Genomic DNA, 16,226 nt, shown 5'->3' with positions numbered 1-16,226 from the left:
CTGTGCTATTTTGTGGATTGCGGAGAGTGTGATGCTGGCAGTATGGGTGGAACAGCTGCTGGGCTTTGCCACGGGCGCCTTGGGAGCCATTCGCCAGGATGAGCGCTATCCCACGCTGATGGCCTGGGCCCGCGAGGAGGGGCCGGCGCTGGTCGGCGGCGATGCGGCCCTGGCCCAGGCGCTGGCCCCGGAGCTATGGTCACAGACGCCGCTGGCGCGGCTCGACTTCGCCGCCGAGTCGCTGGCCCGGCCGGGACGCAACGAGCCCTGCTGGTGCGACTCCGGGCGCAAGACCAAGCGCTGCTGCGGGGCGGTCAGCCTGCCCGGGCACGTGCCGACCCACCTGATGTGGATGCTCTCGCTGCGCGACTGGAAGGGCGCCACCCTCAAGGCGGCGCTGGCCAGCGGCCGGGCGCCGGCCCAGGCCCTGCTGGAGGCCGGGCTGATCGCCGCCGAGTCGGGCCAGCGCGGGCGCGCTCAGCAGATCCTCGAGTCGCTGTTCGAGCGTGCCGACTGGCTGACGCTGCCCGAGCAGGCCGAGCCCGCCTTCGAAATCCTCATCGATCTGTATCAGGAGCGCGGTTTCAACCGCAAGCGCGAGGCGCTGCTGGACGCGGTGCTCGATCGTGGGCCGCTGTTCCTGCGCGGGGTGGCCCTGGAACGCCTCTGCCTGATGCATCTGGACAACGATGATCTGGACAGCGCCCGGGCCGCCTTCGTGCGCGCCCAGCAGGCGCTGCCCGATTCGCCGACGCTGGCCTACATCGAGGCCATGCTGCTGCTGCATGAGGGGCACGAGCAGGAGGCCGCGGAGCGCTCGCGCTTCTGGTTCCGGCGCCTGGCGCGGCAGGGTGACCTGGACCCCGACCAGCTGCAGTTCCTGGCCGACCTGGCCGAGAATCCCGGGGCGACCCTGGCCGACCAGCTGCTTAGCGCCGAGGAGGACCTGGCCGAGCCGCTGGTAGCGCTCCAGGCGCTGCTCGCCGAGCTGCCCGTTGCCCCGCGCCTGGAGATCCGCCGCGACGCCGAGGGCGGCCTCGAGTATCACTCCACCGCCCGCGAGGACACCCTGTTCGCCGCCTGGCAGAAGGTCTTCACGTCCCGGGTCGAGAGCGACGCGCCCATGGGCTTCGACGAGGACCCCTGGGCCTACGCAGGCGAGTGGCTCCCCGCGCTCTGTGCTCACCCCGAGTGGCTGGATTCACCCGCCGTGCTGCAGGCCCTGGCGCTGGCGCTCGCCAGCCGCTTCGGCAGCCTGCCGTGGATGGCGCCGAGCCTGTTCGAGCCGCTGGCGACCCGGCTAGAGCGCTGGCTCGAGCAGGTCCGCGCCGAGGGCGAGGGCGGCTTCCTGTGGGACAGCGCCGATAACGCCGTGCTGCTGCGCTCGGGCCTCGCCCTGGTGGTCGGCATGGAACGCGGCGCCCGTGCCCGCTCGCGGGAGCTGGCCGAGCATCTGCTGACCCTGGACGCCCAGGACAGCCTGGGACTGCGCGAGCTGGTGCTCGACCAGTTACTCAGGGAAGGACGCGACCGCGCGGCGTTGGCGCTCAGCGTGCGCGAACTCGAGGGCGAGGACGACGAGGCGCCGCCGCTGGGGCTGTTGATGGGGCGGGTGCTGGCGCTCTATCGCCTGGAGCGCCGCGATGAGGCCGACGCGGCGCTGGCCGAGGTGCGTCGCCACAATACCCATGTGGTCCCTATGCTGTGTGCCGAAAACCCGCGGCCAGTCGGCAACGGCGGTGACGGGGTCGCCGCGCCCGGCTCCCGGGCCGAGGCCTGGCAGTATCGTACCCTGATGCGCGATCAGTGGCGTACCACCCCGGGCGCGTTGGACTGGCTGCAGGGCCGGCTGGGCGAGTGACCGGGCGCCGGCCGCGCCGAAGCGGCTTGGGTGCCGGCGAGCGAGCCACCCTCAGGCCGTCTGCGGCGACGGCATCAGCGCGCGGTCGCGGCTGATCCAGATCGCCAGCAGTACTGCCGGCGCGCCCAGGGCGGTGGAGATCAGGAAGAAGGTGGCGTAGCCCTCGGCGTTCACCAGCAGGCCGCCGAAGCCGCTCAGGAACTTGCCGGGCAGGGTCATCAGCGACGAGAAGAGCGCGTACTGGGTCGCCGTATAGGCCCGTGAGGTGAGGCTCGAGAGGAAGGCGATGAAGACGGCGCTCGCCAGGCCGTTGGCCAGGTTGTCGCCGACGATGGCCATGACCAGCATGGGCAGGTTCTGTCCCGCCAGCGACAGGGCCACGAACAGCAGGTTGGTCAGCGCCGCCGCCGCCGCGCCCAGCACCAGGATCGGCCCGATGCCGTAGCGGGCCACCAGGAGTCCGCCGAGAATGCCCCCGCCGATGCTCATGGCGATCCCGAAGACGTTGGTGATGTTGGCGATGGTCGCCAGCGAAAACCCCAGGTCGATGTAGAGCGGGTTGGCCATCGAGGCCATCGCCAGGTCGCTGATCCGGAACACCGCCACGAACGCCAGCAGCCAGATCGCCTTGCGACGGTGGCGGCTGAAGAAGTCGGTGAAGGGGCAGACGATGGCGCCGATCACCCAGGCGATCAGGCGGCGCAGCGGCTTCGGCCGCCCGCGAGAGGCGCGCAGGAAGGCGCGCACCCGCGGCTCGTGAATCAGTTGCGTGCCGAGCGAGGTCCGCTCGGGTTCCGGGCGCAGCAGCACCGTGATCGCCCCGACGCCGACCAGCGCCGCCATGCAGAGGTAGGCGGCCTCCCAGGAGATCAGCGAGGCCACGTAGAGGGCCCCGGCGCCGGCGGCCAGCAGTCCCCCGCGGTAGCCGATGATGTAGGTCGAGGCCATGGCGGCCTGGACATCGTCCGGGGCCGACTCGATGCGAAAGGCGTCGATGGCGATGTCCTGGGTCGCGCTGCCGAAGGCCACCAGCAGCGCAAGGGCGGCCACCAGCGGCAGATGATCGACCGGGTCGACGCCGGAGAGCCCCACCAGGCCCGCGGCGATCATCGCCTGGGCCAACAGCATCCAGCCGCGACGCTGACCGAAGCTGCGGGTCAGCAGCGGCAGGGCGAGTCGGTCCACCACCGGTGCCCAGAAGAACTTGATCGAGTAGAGCATGCCGATCCAGGCGAAGAAGCCGATGGCCGCCACCTCGACGCCGCTGCTGCGCAGCCAGGCCGAGAGCGTGGAGAACACCAGCAGGAAGGGCAGGCCGGCGGAGAAGCCCAGGAACAGCATGGTGATGACCGGTGCGCGCAGATAGATCACCAGGGCGTCATGCCAGCTGCGGCGAGCGGTGGGGGGCGGCATGTCGGGCAGGACTCCTTGCGCCGGGGCGTGTGTCGGGACTCGAGGGCGGTCACGCAGGTCCCCGCCATCGATGATAAAATTATGACTCAGTCGCCGGGCCAGTGGCCGTTCGACCCATGTCGTCCGCGGGCCGTTTCCCGGGTCGACATGCGGTGGGATTGTTGCAGAGCGCCGGCAGTGATTCTAGGAGCCTGTCGAACTTAACGCTGATCTGCTGCGAGATCCGGTCTTTCGGCCAACGTCATTCGATCTGATTTATGAAATAGCGCGCTATTCGCCTCATCAGATCGATGACCTTGTCTCGACATCCGCATCTCTCGCGACGATCGGTCAAATCCGACAGGCTCCTTGCAGGAAGCCGATCAGGAGCCATATGAGCGATTCAGAGATTCGTCACGACGAGGCCGATGATGCCGTCCCCCGCTGGTACGCCGTTCAGTGCAAGGGCGGCGAATCCTTCCGCGCCGCCGAGCACCTGACCAACCAGGACTACGAGATCTTCCATCCCGTGCTGCAGGTGCAGAAGAAGCGCCGCGGCAAGCTCGAGTGGGTCAATGAACCGCTCTTCCCCTACTACCTGTTCATCCGGCTCGATCGCCTGGCCAGCAACTGGCGCCCCATCCGCTCTACCCGCGGGGTGCTGAAGATCGTCACCTTCGGCCTCGCTCAGCCGGTGCCGGTCAGCGATGCGCTGGTCGAGGCCTTGCTCGAGCATGGCAGCGACGCCGACGACGCGACGGCGAACGTCTACTTCCGCGCCGGCGAGGCGGTGGAGATCACCGAGGGCCCCTTCAAGGACCTGCAGGCGGTGTTCGCGAGCCATAAGGGCGAGGAGCGCGCCATCGTGCTGCTCAATCTGCTGCACAAGCAGCAGCGCCTGGAGATGCCCGTCGGCCAGCTGCGCCGCCGCGACTAGGCGACCGCCTCGCCCCCCTCTTTATCCCATCGCCCAAGGAGACCCCATGACCATCGACTCTCAACGCGTCGTGACCCTGCACTACGTGCTCAGCGATAGCGACGGTAACGTCCTCGACGACTCCCGGGCCCGGGCGCAGCCGCTCGAGTACCTGCACGGCCATGGCAACATCATGGCCGGCCTGGAGCATACCCTGGCGGGCCGAGCCGTTGGCGCCGAGCTCTCCGTCACCCTGCTGCCGGCCGAGGCCTACGGGCTGCGCGACGAGGCGCTGGTGCGCGAGGTCGGGCGAGACGCTTTTCCCGCCCCCGACCTCGCCCCCGGCATGCGCTTCCAGACCCCCGGCGACGACGGCCCCGAGATCGTCACCATCCTCGAGGTGCGCGACGACGGCGTGCTGATCGACACCAACCACCCGCTGGCCGGCCACACCCTGCGCTATCGCCTCGAGGTGCTCGAGGTCCGCGAGGCGACCCGCGCCGAGCTGGCCAAGGGCCATCCGCTGCCGCCCGGCACCGAGCCCGGTGAGGTCGAAGACAAGAAGATGGTCTGAGTGTCGGCGTCGGTCGACAATGCCCCGGACGCGATCCGGCGTCGCCTGCCGGTGGAGGCGACCGGGTTGATCGCGCTCGATGTCGAGCGCTAAGCACGGCGTTTCGGCGCCGAATCTGCCGTAGGCGCCCCCGAATCTGACCTGCGTCAAGTCTCGCCGGCCTTCGACCCCGGGGCCGGTGACAAACTTGATGCAGGTCAGTTTACGTCCCGCGATGCCGCGCTAGAGTGCACTCAACACATCGCGACGGGAGGACACACCATGTATCTGGATGACGCCGTAATCTTTGGACTCGTTACCGTCGCGATGATGATCGCTTTCATGGGGGGCTGGGTCGCGTTCATCGTTCGCGATCATCATCGCAAGAACAAGCACTGATCCAGCCGCTTCACTAGTCGTCAGGGGAGGGGGGAGCTTTCCCCCCAGTAGCCGACCCACTTGGGTCGGCTTTTTTTCGTCTGTGCGTTGCGCGCTCCGCCCTTACACTGCTAATTCAGCGCCGGGCGGTGGCGCGGCTGGCGTCCTGCAGCGACCAGCGGTTGGCCAGGGCGCGCATCACCCGTTCCGGGTACCAGGTCTTGCCGAGGCTGCCGTTGTAGCGCGCCAGTGCCCGAGTCAGGTCGCCGCGCTCCACGGCCAGGTAGTGGGCCAGGATCGTGCAGCCGTAGCGGAGGTTGCGATGCGGGTCCTTGAGATCGTCGGCGGGCAGGCCCAGCTCGCGGACCCAGAACGGCATGATCTGCATCAGCCCGACGGCGCCGGCCGAGGAGACGGCCTCGGCCTGGAAGGCGCTCTCGACCTGGATCACCGCCAGCACCAGCGCTGGGGCAAGGCCCGCCAGGCGCGCCTCGTGGTGGATGCGGCCCAGTAGCGCCCGGCGACGCTGCGCCTCCGGGACGTAGCGGGCGAGACGCGGCTCCATGGCGTTGAGCCACTGGCGCGCGGCCCAGATATCGGCGGGCGGCACCGGCGCGTCGCGCACGGTGTCGAGGGTGTCGCGTAGGCTGGCGGGCGCCGAGGGCAGGGCCTGCACGAAGGAAACGGGGCGATCGGAGGAGAGCGCCGACGGCACGAGTTCGGCGACCTGGTGGTCGGCGGGCAGGGCGGCAAGGAAGTCCCGGTCGCCCTGGCCCAGGGCCATCACGGCGGGCAGGAAACAGGCCACCGCCAGGGCGGCGTCCCACAGGCGCCTAGATCGCGACCTTCTCGCGCAGGAAGTCGATGATCTCTCCTGCCGGTACCATGGTGGCGTCACTGTCACGGCGTCCCTTGTATTCGAGCTCTTCCTTGTCCAGCCCCCGGTCGCCGACGACCAGGCGGTGGGGAATGCCCATCAGCTCGTGGTCGGCGAAGCGCACGCCCGGGCGCAGGTCGCGATCATCCAGCAGCACCTCGAGGCCGGCGGCGGTGAGCGCCTGGTAGAGTCGCTCGGACTCCTCGCGCACTCGCTGCGACTTGTGGGCGTTCATCGGCACCATGGCGACGTGGAAGGGCGCAATGGCGTCGGGCCAGATGATCCCGGCCGCGTCGTGGTTCTGCTCGATGGCGGCGGCCACGACCCGGGTCACCCCGATACCATAGCAGCCCATCCAGGGATGCACGGCACGACCTTCGTCCCCCAGCACGGTGGCGTTCATCGCCTCAGAGTATTTCTGGCCGAGCTGGAAGACGTGGCCGACCTCGATGCCGCGCTTGATCGCCAGTTCGCCCTGGCCGTCCGGCGAGGGATCGCCCTCCACCACGTTGCGCAGGTCGGCGACCTTGGGCAGCGCCACGTCGCGCTCCCAGTTGATGCCGAAGTAGTGCTGGCCGTCGACGTTGGCGCCGGCGCCGAAGTCGCTCATCATCGCCACGCTGCGATCGATGATGATCGGCATCTCGAGGTTCACCGGACCCAGCGAACCGGGGCCGGCGCCCACCACCGCGCGGATCTCCTCCTCGGAGGCCATGGTCAGCGGGGCGGCCACCTCGGCCAGGTGCTCGGCCTTGATCTCGTTGAGCTCGTGGTCGCCGCGCACCAGCAGGGCGATCAGCCCGCCCTCGGTGCCGTGCACCATCAGTGTCTTGATCGTCTTCTCGATGGGCAGCCCGTGCTGCTCCACCAGGGTGGCGATGGTCCTGGCGTGGGGCGTGTCGACCAGGCGCAGTTCCTCGGTGGGCGCGGCAGGCTCGAGCACGGTACCCAGCGGCGCCGGCAGCGCTTCCGCCTTCTCGATGTTGGCGGCGTAGTCGGACTCGGTGGAGAAGACGATATCGTCCTCGCCGGAGTCGGCCAGCACATGAAACTCGTGAGAGTCGGTGCCGCCGATGGCACCGGTGTCGGCGAGCACCGGACGGAAGTCCAGTCCCAGGCGGGTGAAGATACGCACATAGGCGTCATACATCACCTGGTAGGTCTCCATCAGCGAGGCCTCGTCCACGTGGAAGGAGTAGGCGTCCTTCATGATGAACTCGCGGGAGCGCATCACCCCGAAGCGCGGCCGGATCTCGTCGCGGAACTTGGTCTGGATCTGGTAGAAGTTGGCCGGCAGCTGCTTGTAGCTGGCGATCTCCTTGCGCACCAGGTCGGTGATCACCTCCTCGTGGGTGGGGCCGACGCAGTAGTCGCGCTCGTGACGATCCTTGAGGCGCAGCAGCTCCGGGCCATACTGCTCCCAGCGGCCCGACTCCTGCCACAGCTCGGCGGGCTGCACCGCCGGCATCAGCACCTCCTGGGCGCCGGCGCGATCCATCTCCTCGCGCACGATGCGCTCCACCTTGCGCAGCGTCTTGAGCCCCAGCGGCAGCCAGGTATAGAGGCCGGAGGTGAGGCGGCGGATCATCCCGGAGCGCAGCATCAGCTGGTGGCTGACGACCTCGGCGTCGGCGGGGGTTTCCTTGAGGGTGGCGATCAACAGTTGGCTAGCGCGCATGGGTCCGGCGGTTCCTCGAGCGTGTTCGTGCGGGTGACGGAAGCGGGGCCGCAAAGGGCGGCGGCAATGACCGAGCATTGTACGGCCCGCCGTCCGGGGCGGCAAAAGCTTGTGCCTGCCCGGTGTGGCGGGCCGGGTGACTCTCGGCCCCTTCAGCCCTCGAGCAGCAGCAGGCGCACCAGCATGCCCAGCACCAGGGTGGTGGAGACGCTGAGCAGGGTGCCGAGCAGCACGTATTCGGTGAGCTTGCGGTCGCGGGAGTCGCGCAGGTCGCCGAAGCGCAGCACCGACTTGGCGGCGAGCAGGAAGCCGACCGCGGTGAGCTGGTCGAGCAGCACCAGGGTCAGCACCAGCAGCCGCTCCAGCACGCCGATGCGCGCCCCGGCGCTGGCCAGGGTGCCGGTCTCCTCGAGCTGCTCGCTCCAGCGCTGCATGACCAGGGCGATGGCGATCGACAGCGGACGCGTCACCACCAGGTAGGCGGTGGCCACCCCCAGCACCGTGGGCGTGGCCAGCCAGGCGCCCAGCGCCGCCAGCGGGGCGAGGCTCTCCTGCCAGGCCAGCCACAGCCCCAGCAGCACCAGCAGGTGAGCGGCCTGGTCGAGCAGGAACCAGCGCAGCTCGCCGGCCGGCCGTCGCGACTTGGCCAGGTCGATCAGCCAGTGGCTGGCGGCCACCGTCAGGGCGCCGAGCAACACCGCGGCGAGGCCCCGGGGCATGGCCGCAGTCGCCACCAGCAGCACGCCCCCGGCGAGCAGCCCGTGAAGGCCGGCATGCTGGAGCAGGCGCGGGGAGCGGTGGCGCAGCCGGTAGCGCTCCTCCACCCAGGGGCGCGGCTGCAGCAGGAAGTCGCCGACCAGGTGGGCAAGGAGCAGGCCCATGAGCAGTGACAGGGCATCGGCGCTCATGGCGCTCCCTCCTCGTCGGCGAGGCGCTGCCGCAGGTAGTCGAGGGTGTCGGAGAGCAGGGTCCAGCGGGCGGCACGCAGGCGCTTGTGCACGCTGGGCTGGCGAATGCCGAGACGCTCGGCCAGGGCCTGCTGGGAGGCGTCGTGGTGCAGGCTCAGCCCGACGACCTCGGCGGAGTAGGGCGACCAGCCGTCCAGCAGGTCGTCGATGAAGCGGACCAGCAGGGCGAGGCCGGGATCCTCGGGGGCCTCGAGCCGGGCCAGCGACAGGTGGGCGCTGCTATCGGCCAGGGCATCCAGGGCGCGTCCCGAGGCGACGAAGGTGGCCCCGTCGGCCGCGGCGATGCCGCGCTCCGCCGGCCCGACCGCCACGGCGATACGGGCATCCCAGCGCTGGTCGGGCTCGGAGTGCTCGATCAGCGCCGCCCGCAGGGCCACCGCCGCCTCCATGGCCGGCGCTGCTCGGGGCAGGGCGAGCTGGAAGCCGTCGCCCCGGAAGCGTTCGCCGTGGCCGCCATGCCGGGCGGCCAGCTCGGCCAGGCGCTCATCCAGCAGCCGGTAGAGGCGAGGGCGATCCCCGACCTTGCGCGAGTCGATCACGTCGCCGGTCAGCACCGCGATGCGCTCTGGCATGGGTCTCCTCCCTCCTTCGGGGGCGTGTCTCGAGTATAGCCCGTAAGGGCTATTTGTCGCCATGATAGCCCTTTAAGGCTATATTCATGACAAATAGCCTTTGAGGGCTATATAAGGCCTACCGGGCCAGTTCCCGCATGGCGCTTTCCAGCCCCTCGAGGGTCATGGGGTACATGCGGTCGTCGATCAGCTCGCGGATCAGTTGGGTGGAGTGGGTGAACGCCCAGGCGCGCGGCGGCATGGGGTTGAGCCACGCTAGGCGCGGGAACTTCGCCGTCAGGCGCTGGAGCCAGGCGGCCCCGGTCTCGTCGTTGAAGTGCTCCACGCTGCCGCCGGGATGGGTGATCTCGTACGGCGACATGGCGGCGTCGCCGACGATCACCACCTGGTAGTCGTCGCCATAGGTGTGCAGCACGTCCAGCGTCGGGATGCGCTCATGATGGCGGCGAGAATTGTCGCGCCACAGCCCCTCGTAGGGGCAGTTGTGGAAGTAGTAGGCCTCCAGGTGCTTGAACTCGGCGCGCGCCGCGGAGAAGAGCTCCTCGCAGGTGCGGATGTGGTCGTCCATGGAGCCGCCCACGTCGAGCAGCAGCAGCACCTTCACCGCGTTGTGGCGCTCGGGGCGCATCTGCACGTTGAGAAGCCCCGCGTCGCGGGCCGTCTCGCGGATGGTGGCGTCGACGTCGAACTCCTCCGCCGCCCCCTGGCGGGCGAACTTCCTGAGCCGACGCAGCGCCATCTTGATGTTGCGGGTGCCCAGTTCCAGCGAATCGTCGTAGTCGCGGAAGCGCCGCTCGTCCCACACCTTCACCGCCCGGCGGTGGCGGGAGCCCTCCTGGCCGATGCGGATCCCCTCGGGGTTGTAGCCGTAGGCGCCGAAGGGGCTGGTGCCGCCGGTGCCGATCCACTTGTTGCCGCCGGCGTGGCGCTCCTGCTGCTCCTCCAGGCGCTGCTTGAAGGTCTCGATCAGCTTCTCGAGCCCCCCCAGGGACTCGATCTGCGCCTTCTCCTCCGCGGAGAGCTGCTTCTCGAACTCCCGGCGCAGCCAATCGTCGGGGATCAGCGCCTCGATGGCGGCGTTCATGTCCTCCAGTCCCTCGAACCAGGCGGCGAAGGCACGATCGAAGCGGTCGAAGTGGCGTTCATCCTTGACCATCACGGTGCGGGCGATGCGGTAGAAGGCCTCCATGTCGGCGAATACCACGCCGCGCGCCACCACCGCATGGAGGTCGAGCAGCTCGCGCAGCGACACCGGCACCCCGGCACGCTTGAGGGTCTCGAACAGGCCGATGAACATGGCTCAGCGACTCTTGCGGCGCATCATGAAGGCCAGCCGTTCCAGCAGCTGGGTATCCTGCTCGTTCTTGACCAGCGCCCCGGCCAGCGGCGGGATCGCCCTGGCCGGGGCGCGCTGGTAGAGCGCCTCCCGGGCGAGCTCGTCACTCATCAGCAGCTTCAGCCAGTCGACCAGCTCCGAGGTCGAGGGCTTCTTCTTCAGGCCCGGCGCCTGGCGCAGGTCGAAGAACACCTCCAGCGCCTCGCCGACCAGCCTCGGGGCGATCTCGGGGAAGTGCACGTCGACGATCGCCTGCATGGTCTCCCGGTCGGGGAACTCGATGTAGTGGAAAAAGCAGCGGCGCAGGAAGGCGTCGGGGAGCTCCTTCTCGTTGTTGGAGGTGATGACGATGATCGGGCGGTGCCTGGCGCGAATGGTCTCGCCGGTCTCGTAGACATGGAACTCCATGCGATCCAGCTCCTGGAGCAGGTCGTTGGGGAACTCGATGTCCGCCTTGTCGATCTCGTCGATCAGCAGCACCACTCGCTGATCCGCGGTGAAGGCGTCCCACAGCTTGCCGGGCTTGATGTAGTTGGCGACGTTCTCCACCCCCTCGACGCCCAGCTGGGAGTCGCGCAGCCGGCTCACCGCATCATACTCGTAGAGCCCCTGGGCGGCCTTGGTGGAGGACTTGATGTGCCAGGTGTGCAGCTCGGTGCCCAAGGATACCGCCAGCTCCTCGGCCAGCAGGGTCTTGCCGGTGCCCGGCTCGCCCTTGATCAGCAGCGGTCGCTCCAGGGTCACGGCGGCGTTGACCGCCTGCTTGAGGGCCTCGGTGGCCACATAGGTGGAGGTGGAATCAAACGCCATGGGTCATGCCTCGGCAGGTCGAAGATGGGAAAGTCAAACGAGTGTACGGAAGGGAACCAGGGGCGACAAACCCCGCTGCCTCACTCCGCATAGATCATCCGCCGGGTCATGCCGCCGTCCACCACCAGGTTCTGTCCGGTAATGAAGCCCGCCTGATCGGAGAGCAGGAAGGCCGCCATGGCGGCGATATCCTCGGGGCGTCCCACGCGCCCGACCGGGTGCTGGTCGCGATCGATCTCGCGATGCTCCACCGGGGCGCGATGGGCGGCCTTCTGCCAGTCGCCGACCTCGATCCACCCCGGGCTGATGGCGTTGACGCGTATCTCGGGGCCCAGGCTCACCGCCAGCGCATGGGTGAGCGCGACCACGCTGCCCTTGCTGGCGGCATAGGCCTCCGTATCGGGCTCCGACTGCAGCGCCCGGGTGGAGGCCATCAGCACCATGGCGCCGTGGCTCGCGCGCAGGTGGGGCACGGCATGCTTGGCGCAGAGCATCGCCCCGGTAAGGTTGGTGTCCAGGTAGGCCTGCCAGGTGGCGAGATCCAGAGACTCCACCAGGCCCTGGAAGGGGTCGGCCAGGCCGGCGTTGTGGATCACCCCGTCCAGCCGGCCGAAGCGTGCCACCGTCGCCTCGAGGCTCTCCGCGACCCGCGCCTCGTCGCGCACGTCCGAGACCATGGCCAGCAGGCGCTCGGCATGACCCAGGCGCTCGCGGCACTCGGCCAGCGCCGCGTCGTCGATGTCAGTCAGCGCCACGCAGTCGCCGCGGGCCAGCAGGTGCTCGGCGATGCCCAGGCCGATCCCCTGGGCGCCGCCGGTGAGGTAGACCACCCTGGGCTCGCTCATGCCTCATCCCCCTCGCCGACGGGGCGATAGGCCTCCACCAGGATCGCCGGGTCGTGCTCGGCGTGGCCGCGACTGGCATGGGCACGCATCAGCTGGGCGGCCAGACCGCTCATCGGGGTGGCGCTGTGGCTGCGCTGGCTCTGGGCCACCGCCATGTCCAGGTCCTTGAGCAGGGTACGCAGGTGCCAGGGCGGGTCGGCGAAGTCGCTCGCCGCCATGCGCGGGGTGAGGATCCGGAAGGGGGTCGAGTCGGCGAAGCCGCCGGCGAGCGCCTCGACGAGCCGGGTGGCATCGACCCCGCTCGCCTCGGCCAGCGCCACCATCTCGGCCAGCACCGCCGCCTGGCAGCCGACCACCATCTGGTTGCAGACCTTGGTCACCTGGCCGCTGCCCACGGGGCCCATAGGGGTCACCCGGGAGGCGAGGGGTGCCAGCAGTGGCCGGATCGCCTCGATATCCTCGGCGTCGCCGCCGCACATAATGGCCAGGCTGCCCGCCTCGGCGCCGGCGACGCCACCGGAGACCGGCGCATCCACCCAGCGCATGCCGCATTCGCTCTCGAGCCGGTCGGCGAAGTCACGGGTCGCGGCGGGGTCGCTGCTGGAGAGGTCGACCAGCCGCTGGCCGGCGCGGCCGTGCTGGGCCACGCCTCCCTCACCGAACACCACCTCCTCCACCACGGCGGTGTTGGCGAGGCAGAGCAGTACCGCGTCGACCCCCTCCACCAGGTCGGCGATGGAGCCGGCCACCCGGGCACCGGCCTCGCCCAGGGGGGCGGCCTTGGCGGGGGTGCGGTTCCATACGGTCACGTCGAATCCCGCGGCCAGCAGTCGGCGCGTCATGGGGTTGCCCATCAGGCCGATGCCGATGAAGCCGAGGCGAGGCTGGGTCATGGAGGGTCTCCTGGCGAAGTGGACGGGAAAGGCAGCATGTGTCGCTTGCAGTAAAAGGCTGCAAGGATTCACAAATAGCTTGCATAATTTGCAGCATAAGCCTGCATGGTCTACCTTGCTTAGTAATCTTACACGGACATGGTAGCAAGCTATGTACCGGCGCCGCCTTAAGCATTCCCGCGTCAAGAACTTGTACAAGTTCGCTAGCCCTAAGATAAATAGGGTGCTAACTGTAGAGTCTTCGCTAGAATTCGATGCGTGTTTCCATTTCGAGTATACATCCACTATCAGCTCTTATGAAGCTCAGCCTGAAGGCTTCTACTATTTCTGGGGTGAGAAGCAACTACCCTATACCCCAGACTTTCTAGTGGTGGATAAAGATCGAGGTTCTAGATTCATCGAAGTAAAGCCATACACTGAGCTTGAGAATGAAGAATTTAGGGACAAATTTAGTTGCCGCCAAAGAAGTGCTCTGGAACATGGGGTTCCGCTATTGCTGGTAACAGAAAAACAAATCAGAGTGAATCCAATCCTGAGCAATCTTAAACTTCTCCATCGATATTCCGGATTAAAGACGTTGACGCCTCTCCATCTGATGCTACTGGATATCGTTAGGAAGAGTGGGAAGGTGCGAGTTCGAGATTTGGTGCATGAAACGGGTGAATCAAGCAGTACTGTACTTTCATCTGTTATTTCTTGGTTGGCAATTGGAGAGATAAGTAGTGATCTCTCAGCGGCTAAGCTCGGGATTGACTCGATCGTATGGTGATAATGTGGATGATTATGATCAAGATCTCGGTCTGGATCTTTTTGAAGATGAATTCATAGAGTCTCACGACTCTACCACTCAGTCGGCTACCGCTAATCCTTCCGATAAAGATGTTCTTGCTTGTAAACCTTGTTTCTTTGAATCCGAATACAACAGTGGCAAGCCTCTTGATACGTATCCTGATGAGCTTCGATATGAAGCGCTAAGACGCTTGTCTTATATTAAGTGGTTTGAAAAAAGAATCAGTGGTGGTTGGACGGAGAAGAACCTCCAGCCATTACTGGACGAGGCTGAGTTTTTACAAGCCCTAGGGAAACGCTGCACAAATCCCGCCACAGCTGCCTGGCAGCCGTCGGCGGGGTAAAATCTGGCCACCCTGTCACCACCTGACCGAGCCACCCGATGAAGCAGATCTCTTTCGCCCAGGCAGAGCACCAGAACAGGAAGAAAGTGACCCGCCGCGAGCGGTTCCTGGCCCAGATGGAGGTGCTGGTGCCTTGGCAACGGCTCATCGACGCGCTGTCGCCGTCCTACTTCCCGAACGCAGCGGGCAAGCGCGGCCGCCCGCCTATTGGCTTGGAGCGCATGCTGCGGATCTACTTCTTGCAACAGTGGTATGCGCTCGCCGACGAGGCGCTCGAAGATGCGATCTACGATAGCCAGGCGATGCGTGACTTCGTGGGTATCGATTTGGCCATCGAGAGCGTACCGGACGCGACCACGCTGCTGCGCTTCTGTCATCTGTTGGAGAAGCATGCACTGACCCAGCGGATCTTCGAAGAGATCAACGCCCACTTGGCTGAGCAGGGCCTGTTCATGCGCGAGGGCACCATCGTCGACGCCACCATCGTGGCAGCGGCTCCTTCCACCAAGAACAAGGCCAAGCAGCGCGATCCGGAGATGAAGCAGACCAAGAAGGGCAACCAGTGGTACTTCGGCCTGAAGGCCCATATCGGCGTCGATGCCGTCACCGGACTGACTCACAGTGTCGTCGCGACCTCGGCCAACGTCGCCGATGTCACGATGGCCGGCGCTCTGGTCCGGGAGGATGACAAGCGGGTATACGGTGACGCGGGTTACACCGGCATGTGGAAGCATCTCGACGAAAAGAAGGATGCCCCGGATTCCAAGTGCTGCGTTGCCGCCAAGCGCGGCGCGATCAAGAAGATGGACGACAGCCCGATGAAAACGCTCCTCCTGGCGATCGAGAAGGCCAAGGCCAGCATCCGCGCCAAGGTGGAGCACCCGTTTCATGTCATCAAGAACCTCTTCGGCTACCGGAAGGTGCGCTACAAGGGGCTGGCCAAGAACCAGGCGCAGCTGTTCACCCTGTTTGCCCTCGGCAACCTGGTGCTCGCGGGAAGGTGCGAGGGGGATGCCGGCGGGGCCAGTGTGTCTTGAATTTGGCTTGGCAGCCGGAAAACCGGCTGCCAGGAATAACGGACCACTTAAAGTGGTCATGTAATGACCGCTGAGACGATGATCTGGCCAGGCTGAACGGTTCAGCCGCGCAGAACCGATTTATTCAGTGGTTCCCTTGTTGGCCGTTGTCACGATCAAGGGGTACTTGTAGGCCATGGTATTCACCGGGTTCTCGTCCGAGATGCCGGCCCCCACGGTTTCTGCGAAGGGCTGGAAAAACGGCGCCACATCCCGAATACGCGCCCAGGCCTCTTCATCCTCGGGAGGGATCCCTACCCAATGAATGCCCCTCGGCGACTGCTCGAGCTCATAGAGTTGGCTGGTGGTCGTCAGGGCACAGGTCGCATCGGCCTCATTTTGCGCCATGGAGCTCATGGCGGCACCGTAGGTCGGGAACATGACAACCTCGACATCGTCACGGCTCAGCCCCCCCGCGGCGAGCAGCGCATCGCACTTGACGCTGGTTGACGGGTTGCCAGCCACGTAGGCGATGCGTTTGCCCGCAGCATCGGCGATCTCTCGAATGCCGGCGTCTGCTGCCGTGGGCATGGCGAAGGAGGAGGGCCGGCCGGCGACAACACGGAGGTCCTGCGGCCCCCAGCGACGCGAGGCGAAGTCATGGGTACCTTCCGTCGCGAAGTAGGTTTCGGTGGCGAGGTAGCCGAAGTCGGCACGACCCTGCAGCACCGGCTGCAGGCGGCCGATGGCGGAGCCCGAGGGCTGAATCCGCACCCGGGTGTCATACTCGCGGCCGAAGGCATCGGCGATGGCCGAGGCCTCGGCATAGCCGGCCGAGCCGACATCGTAGGAGGTCCAGATCATCGACGGCGGAAGCTCTGCCGCATGCACGGCGCCTGCCGTGGTGATCACGCCGGCGATGGCGAAGGAAGTGAGGTGACGTGTTGTTGTACGCATTGTGCTTTCTCCTTACCAGATCAGGAAAACTGATCATGAGT

General features: G+C 66.9%; 17 protein-coding genes. 7 read left to right on the top strand and 10 right to left on the bottom strand.

Going from position 1 to position 16,226, the window contains the following annotated elements:
* Window positions 1-31: 31 nt before the first annotated feature.
* Window positions 32-1,861 (top strand): SEC-C domain-containing protein, encoded by a 1,830-nt coding sequence (locus FEI13_RS09140; protein WP_138181229.1) that lies wholly within the window; start codon window positions 32-34, stop codon window positions 1,859-1,861.
* A gap of 51 nt (window positions 1,862-1,912) precedes the next feature.
* On the opposite strand, the gene FEI13_RS09135 is transcribed toward FEI13_RS09140, so the two are convergent.
* Window positions 1,913-3,274: an AmpG family muropeptide MFS transporter gene (locus FEI13_RS09135; RefSeq protein WP_138181228.1), complete on the bottom strand. Its 1,362-nt coding sequence runs from the start codon at window positions 3,272-3,274 to the stop codon at window positions 1,913-1,915.
* Window positions 3,275-3,647: 373 nt separating this feature from the next.
* Here FEI13_RS09135 and rfaH point away from each other — a divergent pair, with 373 nt between their 5' ends.
* The 3 genes from rfaH to ccoM all read left to right on the top strand — a co-directional run bounded on the left by rfaH (window position 3,648) and on the right by ccoM (window position 5,121).
* Entirely contained in the window at window positions 3,648-4,190 is a 543-nt protein-coding gene (gene rfaH, locus FEI13_RS09130; RefSeq protein WP_138181227.1) for a transcription/translation regulatory transformer protein RfaH, read from the top strand.
* Between the two features lie 46 nt (window positions 4,191-4,236).
* Window positions 4,237-4,743 (top strand): FKBP-type peptidyl-prolyl cis-trans isomerase, encoded by a 507-nt coding sequence (locus FEI13_RS09125; protein WP_138181226.1) that lies wholly within the window; start codon window positions 4,237-4,239, stop codon window positions 4,741-4,743.
* Window positions 4,744-5,004: 261 nt separating this feature from the next.
* On the top strand, window positions 5,005-5,121 hold the full coding sequence (gene ccoM / locus FEI13_RS19705) for a cytochrome c oxidase subunit CcoM (protein WP_338035081.1): 117 nt from the start codon (window positions 5,005-5,007) through the stop codon (window positions 5,119-5,121).
* A gap of 115 nt (window positions 5,122-5,236) precedes the next feature.
* Here the strand turns inward: ccoM and FEI13_RS09120 are convergent, their stop codons facing one another.
* The 8 genes from FEI13_RS09120 to FEI13_RS09080 all read right to left on the bottom strand — a co-directional run bounded on the left by FEI13_RS09120 (window position 5,237) and on the right by FEI13_RS09080 (window position 13,079).
* Window positions 5,237-5,908: a lytic transglycosylase domain-containing protein gene (locus FEI13_RS09120; protein ID WP_338035080.1), complete on the bottom strand. Its 672-nt coding sequence runs from the start codon at window positions 5,906-5,908 to the stop codon at window positions 5,237-5,239.
* Between the two features lie 25 nt (window positions 5,909-5,933).
* Window positions 5,934-7,655, bottom strand: a complete 1,722-nt coding sequence (locus FEI13_RS09110) for a proline--tRNA ligase (RefSeq protein WP_138181225.1) — start codon at window positions 7,653-7,655, stop codon at window positions 5,934-5,936.
* 152 nt (window positions 7,656-7,807) lie between these two features.
* Window positions 7,808-8,563 carry a DUF3307 domain-containing protein gene (locus FEI13_RS09105; RefSeq protein WP_138181224.1) on the bottom strand — a complete coding sequence of 252 codons (756 nt, stop codon included), beginning with the start codon at window positions 8,561-8,563 and terminating at the stop codon, window positions 7,808-7,810.
* Window positions 8,560-9,195: a hypothetical protein gene (locus FEI13_RS09100; protein WP_138181223.1), complete on the bottom strand. Its 636-nt coding sequence runs from the start codon at window positions 9,193-9,195 to the stop codon at window positions 8,560-8,562. Before FEI13_RS09100 ends, FEI13_RS09105 begins: the two co-directional genes overlap by 4 nt.
* 118 nt (window positions 9,196-9,313) lie before the next feature.
* A complete protein-coding gene (locus FEI13_RS09095) occupies window positions 9,314-10,492 on the bottom strand; it encodes a vWA domain-containing protein (protein ID WP_138181222.1) in 1,179 nt (392 codons plus the stop codon).
* 3 nt (window positions 10,493-10,495) lie between these two features.
* Window positions 10,496-11,341, bottom strand: coding sequence for an AAA family ATPase (locus FEI13_RS09090; RefSeq protein ID WP_138181221.1), 846 nt, complete (start codon window positions 11,339-11,341; stop codon window positions 10,496-10,498).
* An 80-nt stretch (window positions 11,342-11,421) separates the two neighbouring features.
* Window positions 11,422-12,186: an SDR family oxidoreductase gene (locus FEI13_RS09085; RefSeq protein WP_138181220.1), complete on the bottom strand. Its 765-nt coding sequence runs from the start codon at window positions 12,184-12,186 to the stop codon at window positions 11,422-11,424.
* Window positions 12,183-13,079 carry an NAD(P)-dependent oxidoreductase gene (locus tag FEI13_RS09080; RefSeq protein ID WP_138181219.1) on the bottom strand — a complete coding sequence of 299 codons (897 nt, stop codon included), beginning with the start codon at window positions 13,077-13,079 and terminating at the stop codon, window positions 12,183-12,185. Before FEI13_RS09080 ends, FEI13_RS09085 begins: the two co-directional genes overlap by 4 nt.
* Window positions 13,080-13,302: 223 nt before the next feature.
* On the opposite strand from FEI13_RS09080, the gene FEI13_RS09075 reads away from it, so the two are divergent.
* The 3 genes from FEI13_RS09075 to FEI13_RS09065 are packed head-to-tail and all read left to right on the top strand — an operon-like array spanning window position 13,303 to window position 15,249.
* Entirely contained in the window at window positions 13,303-13,848 is a 546-nt protein-coding gene (locus FEI13_RS09075) for a TnsA endonuclease N-terminal domain-containing protein (protein WP_158294534.1), read from the top strand.
* Window positions 13,849-13,852: 4 nt separating this feature from the next.
* Complete coding sequence (locus FEI13_RS09070; protein WP_138181217.1) at window positions 13,853-14,212, top strand: hypothetical protein; 360 nt, start codon at window positions 13,853-13,855, stop codon at window positions 14,210-14,212.
* 38 nt (window positions 14,213-14,250) lie between these two features.
* A complete protein-coding gene (locus tag FEI13_RS09065) occupies window positions 14,251-15,249 on the top strand; it encodes an IS5 family transposase (RefSeq protein WP_138181216.1) in 999 nt (332 codons plus the stop codon).
* A gap of 120 nt (window positions 15,250-15,369) precedes the next feature.
* Here the strand turns inward: FEI13_RS09065 and FEI13_RS09060 are convergent, their stop codons facing one another.
* Entirely contained in the window at window positions 15,370-16,185 is an 816-nt protein-coding gene (locus FEI13_RS09060) for a TAXI family TRAP transporter solute-binding subunit (protein ID WP_138181215.1), read from the bottom strand.
* Window positions 16,186-16,226 lie beyond the last annotated feature (41 nt).

This window comes from Halomonas urmiana, assembly GCF_005780185.1.
Lineage (GTDB): Bacteria > Pseudomonadota > Gammaproteobacteria > Pseudomonadales > Halomonadaceae > Halomonas > Halomonas urmiana.
Note: the sequence above shows the minus strand (reverse complement) of the source record. Positions and strands in the feature narration are given on the sequence as shown.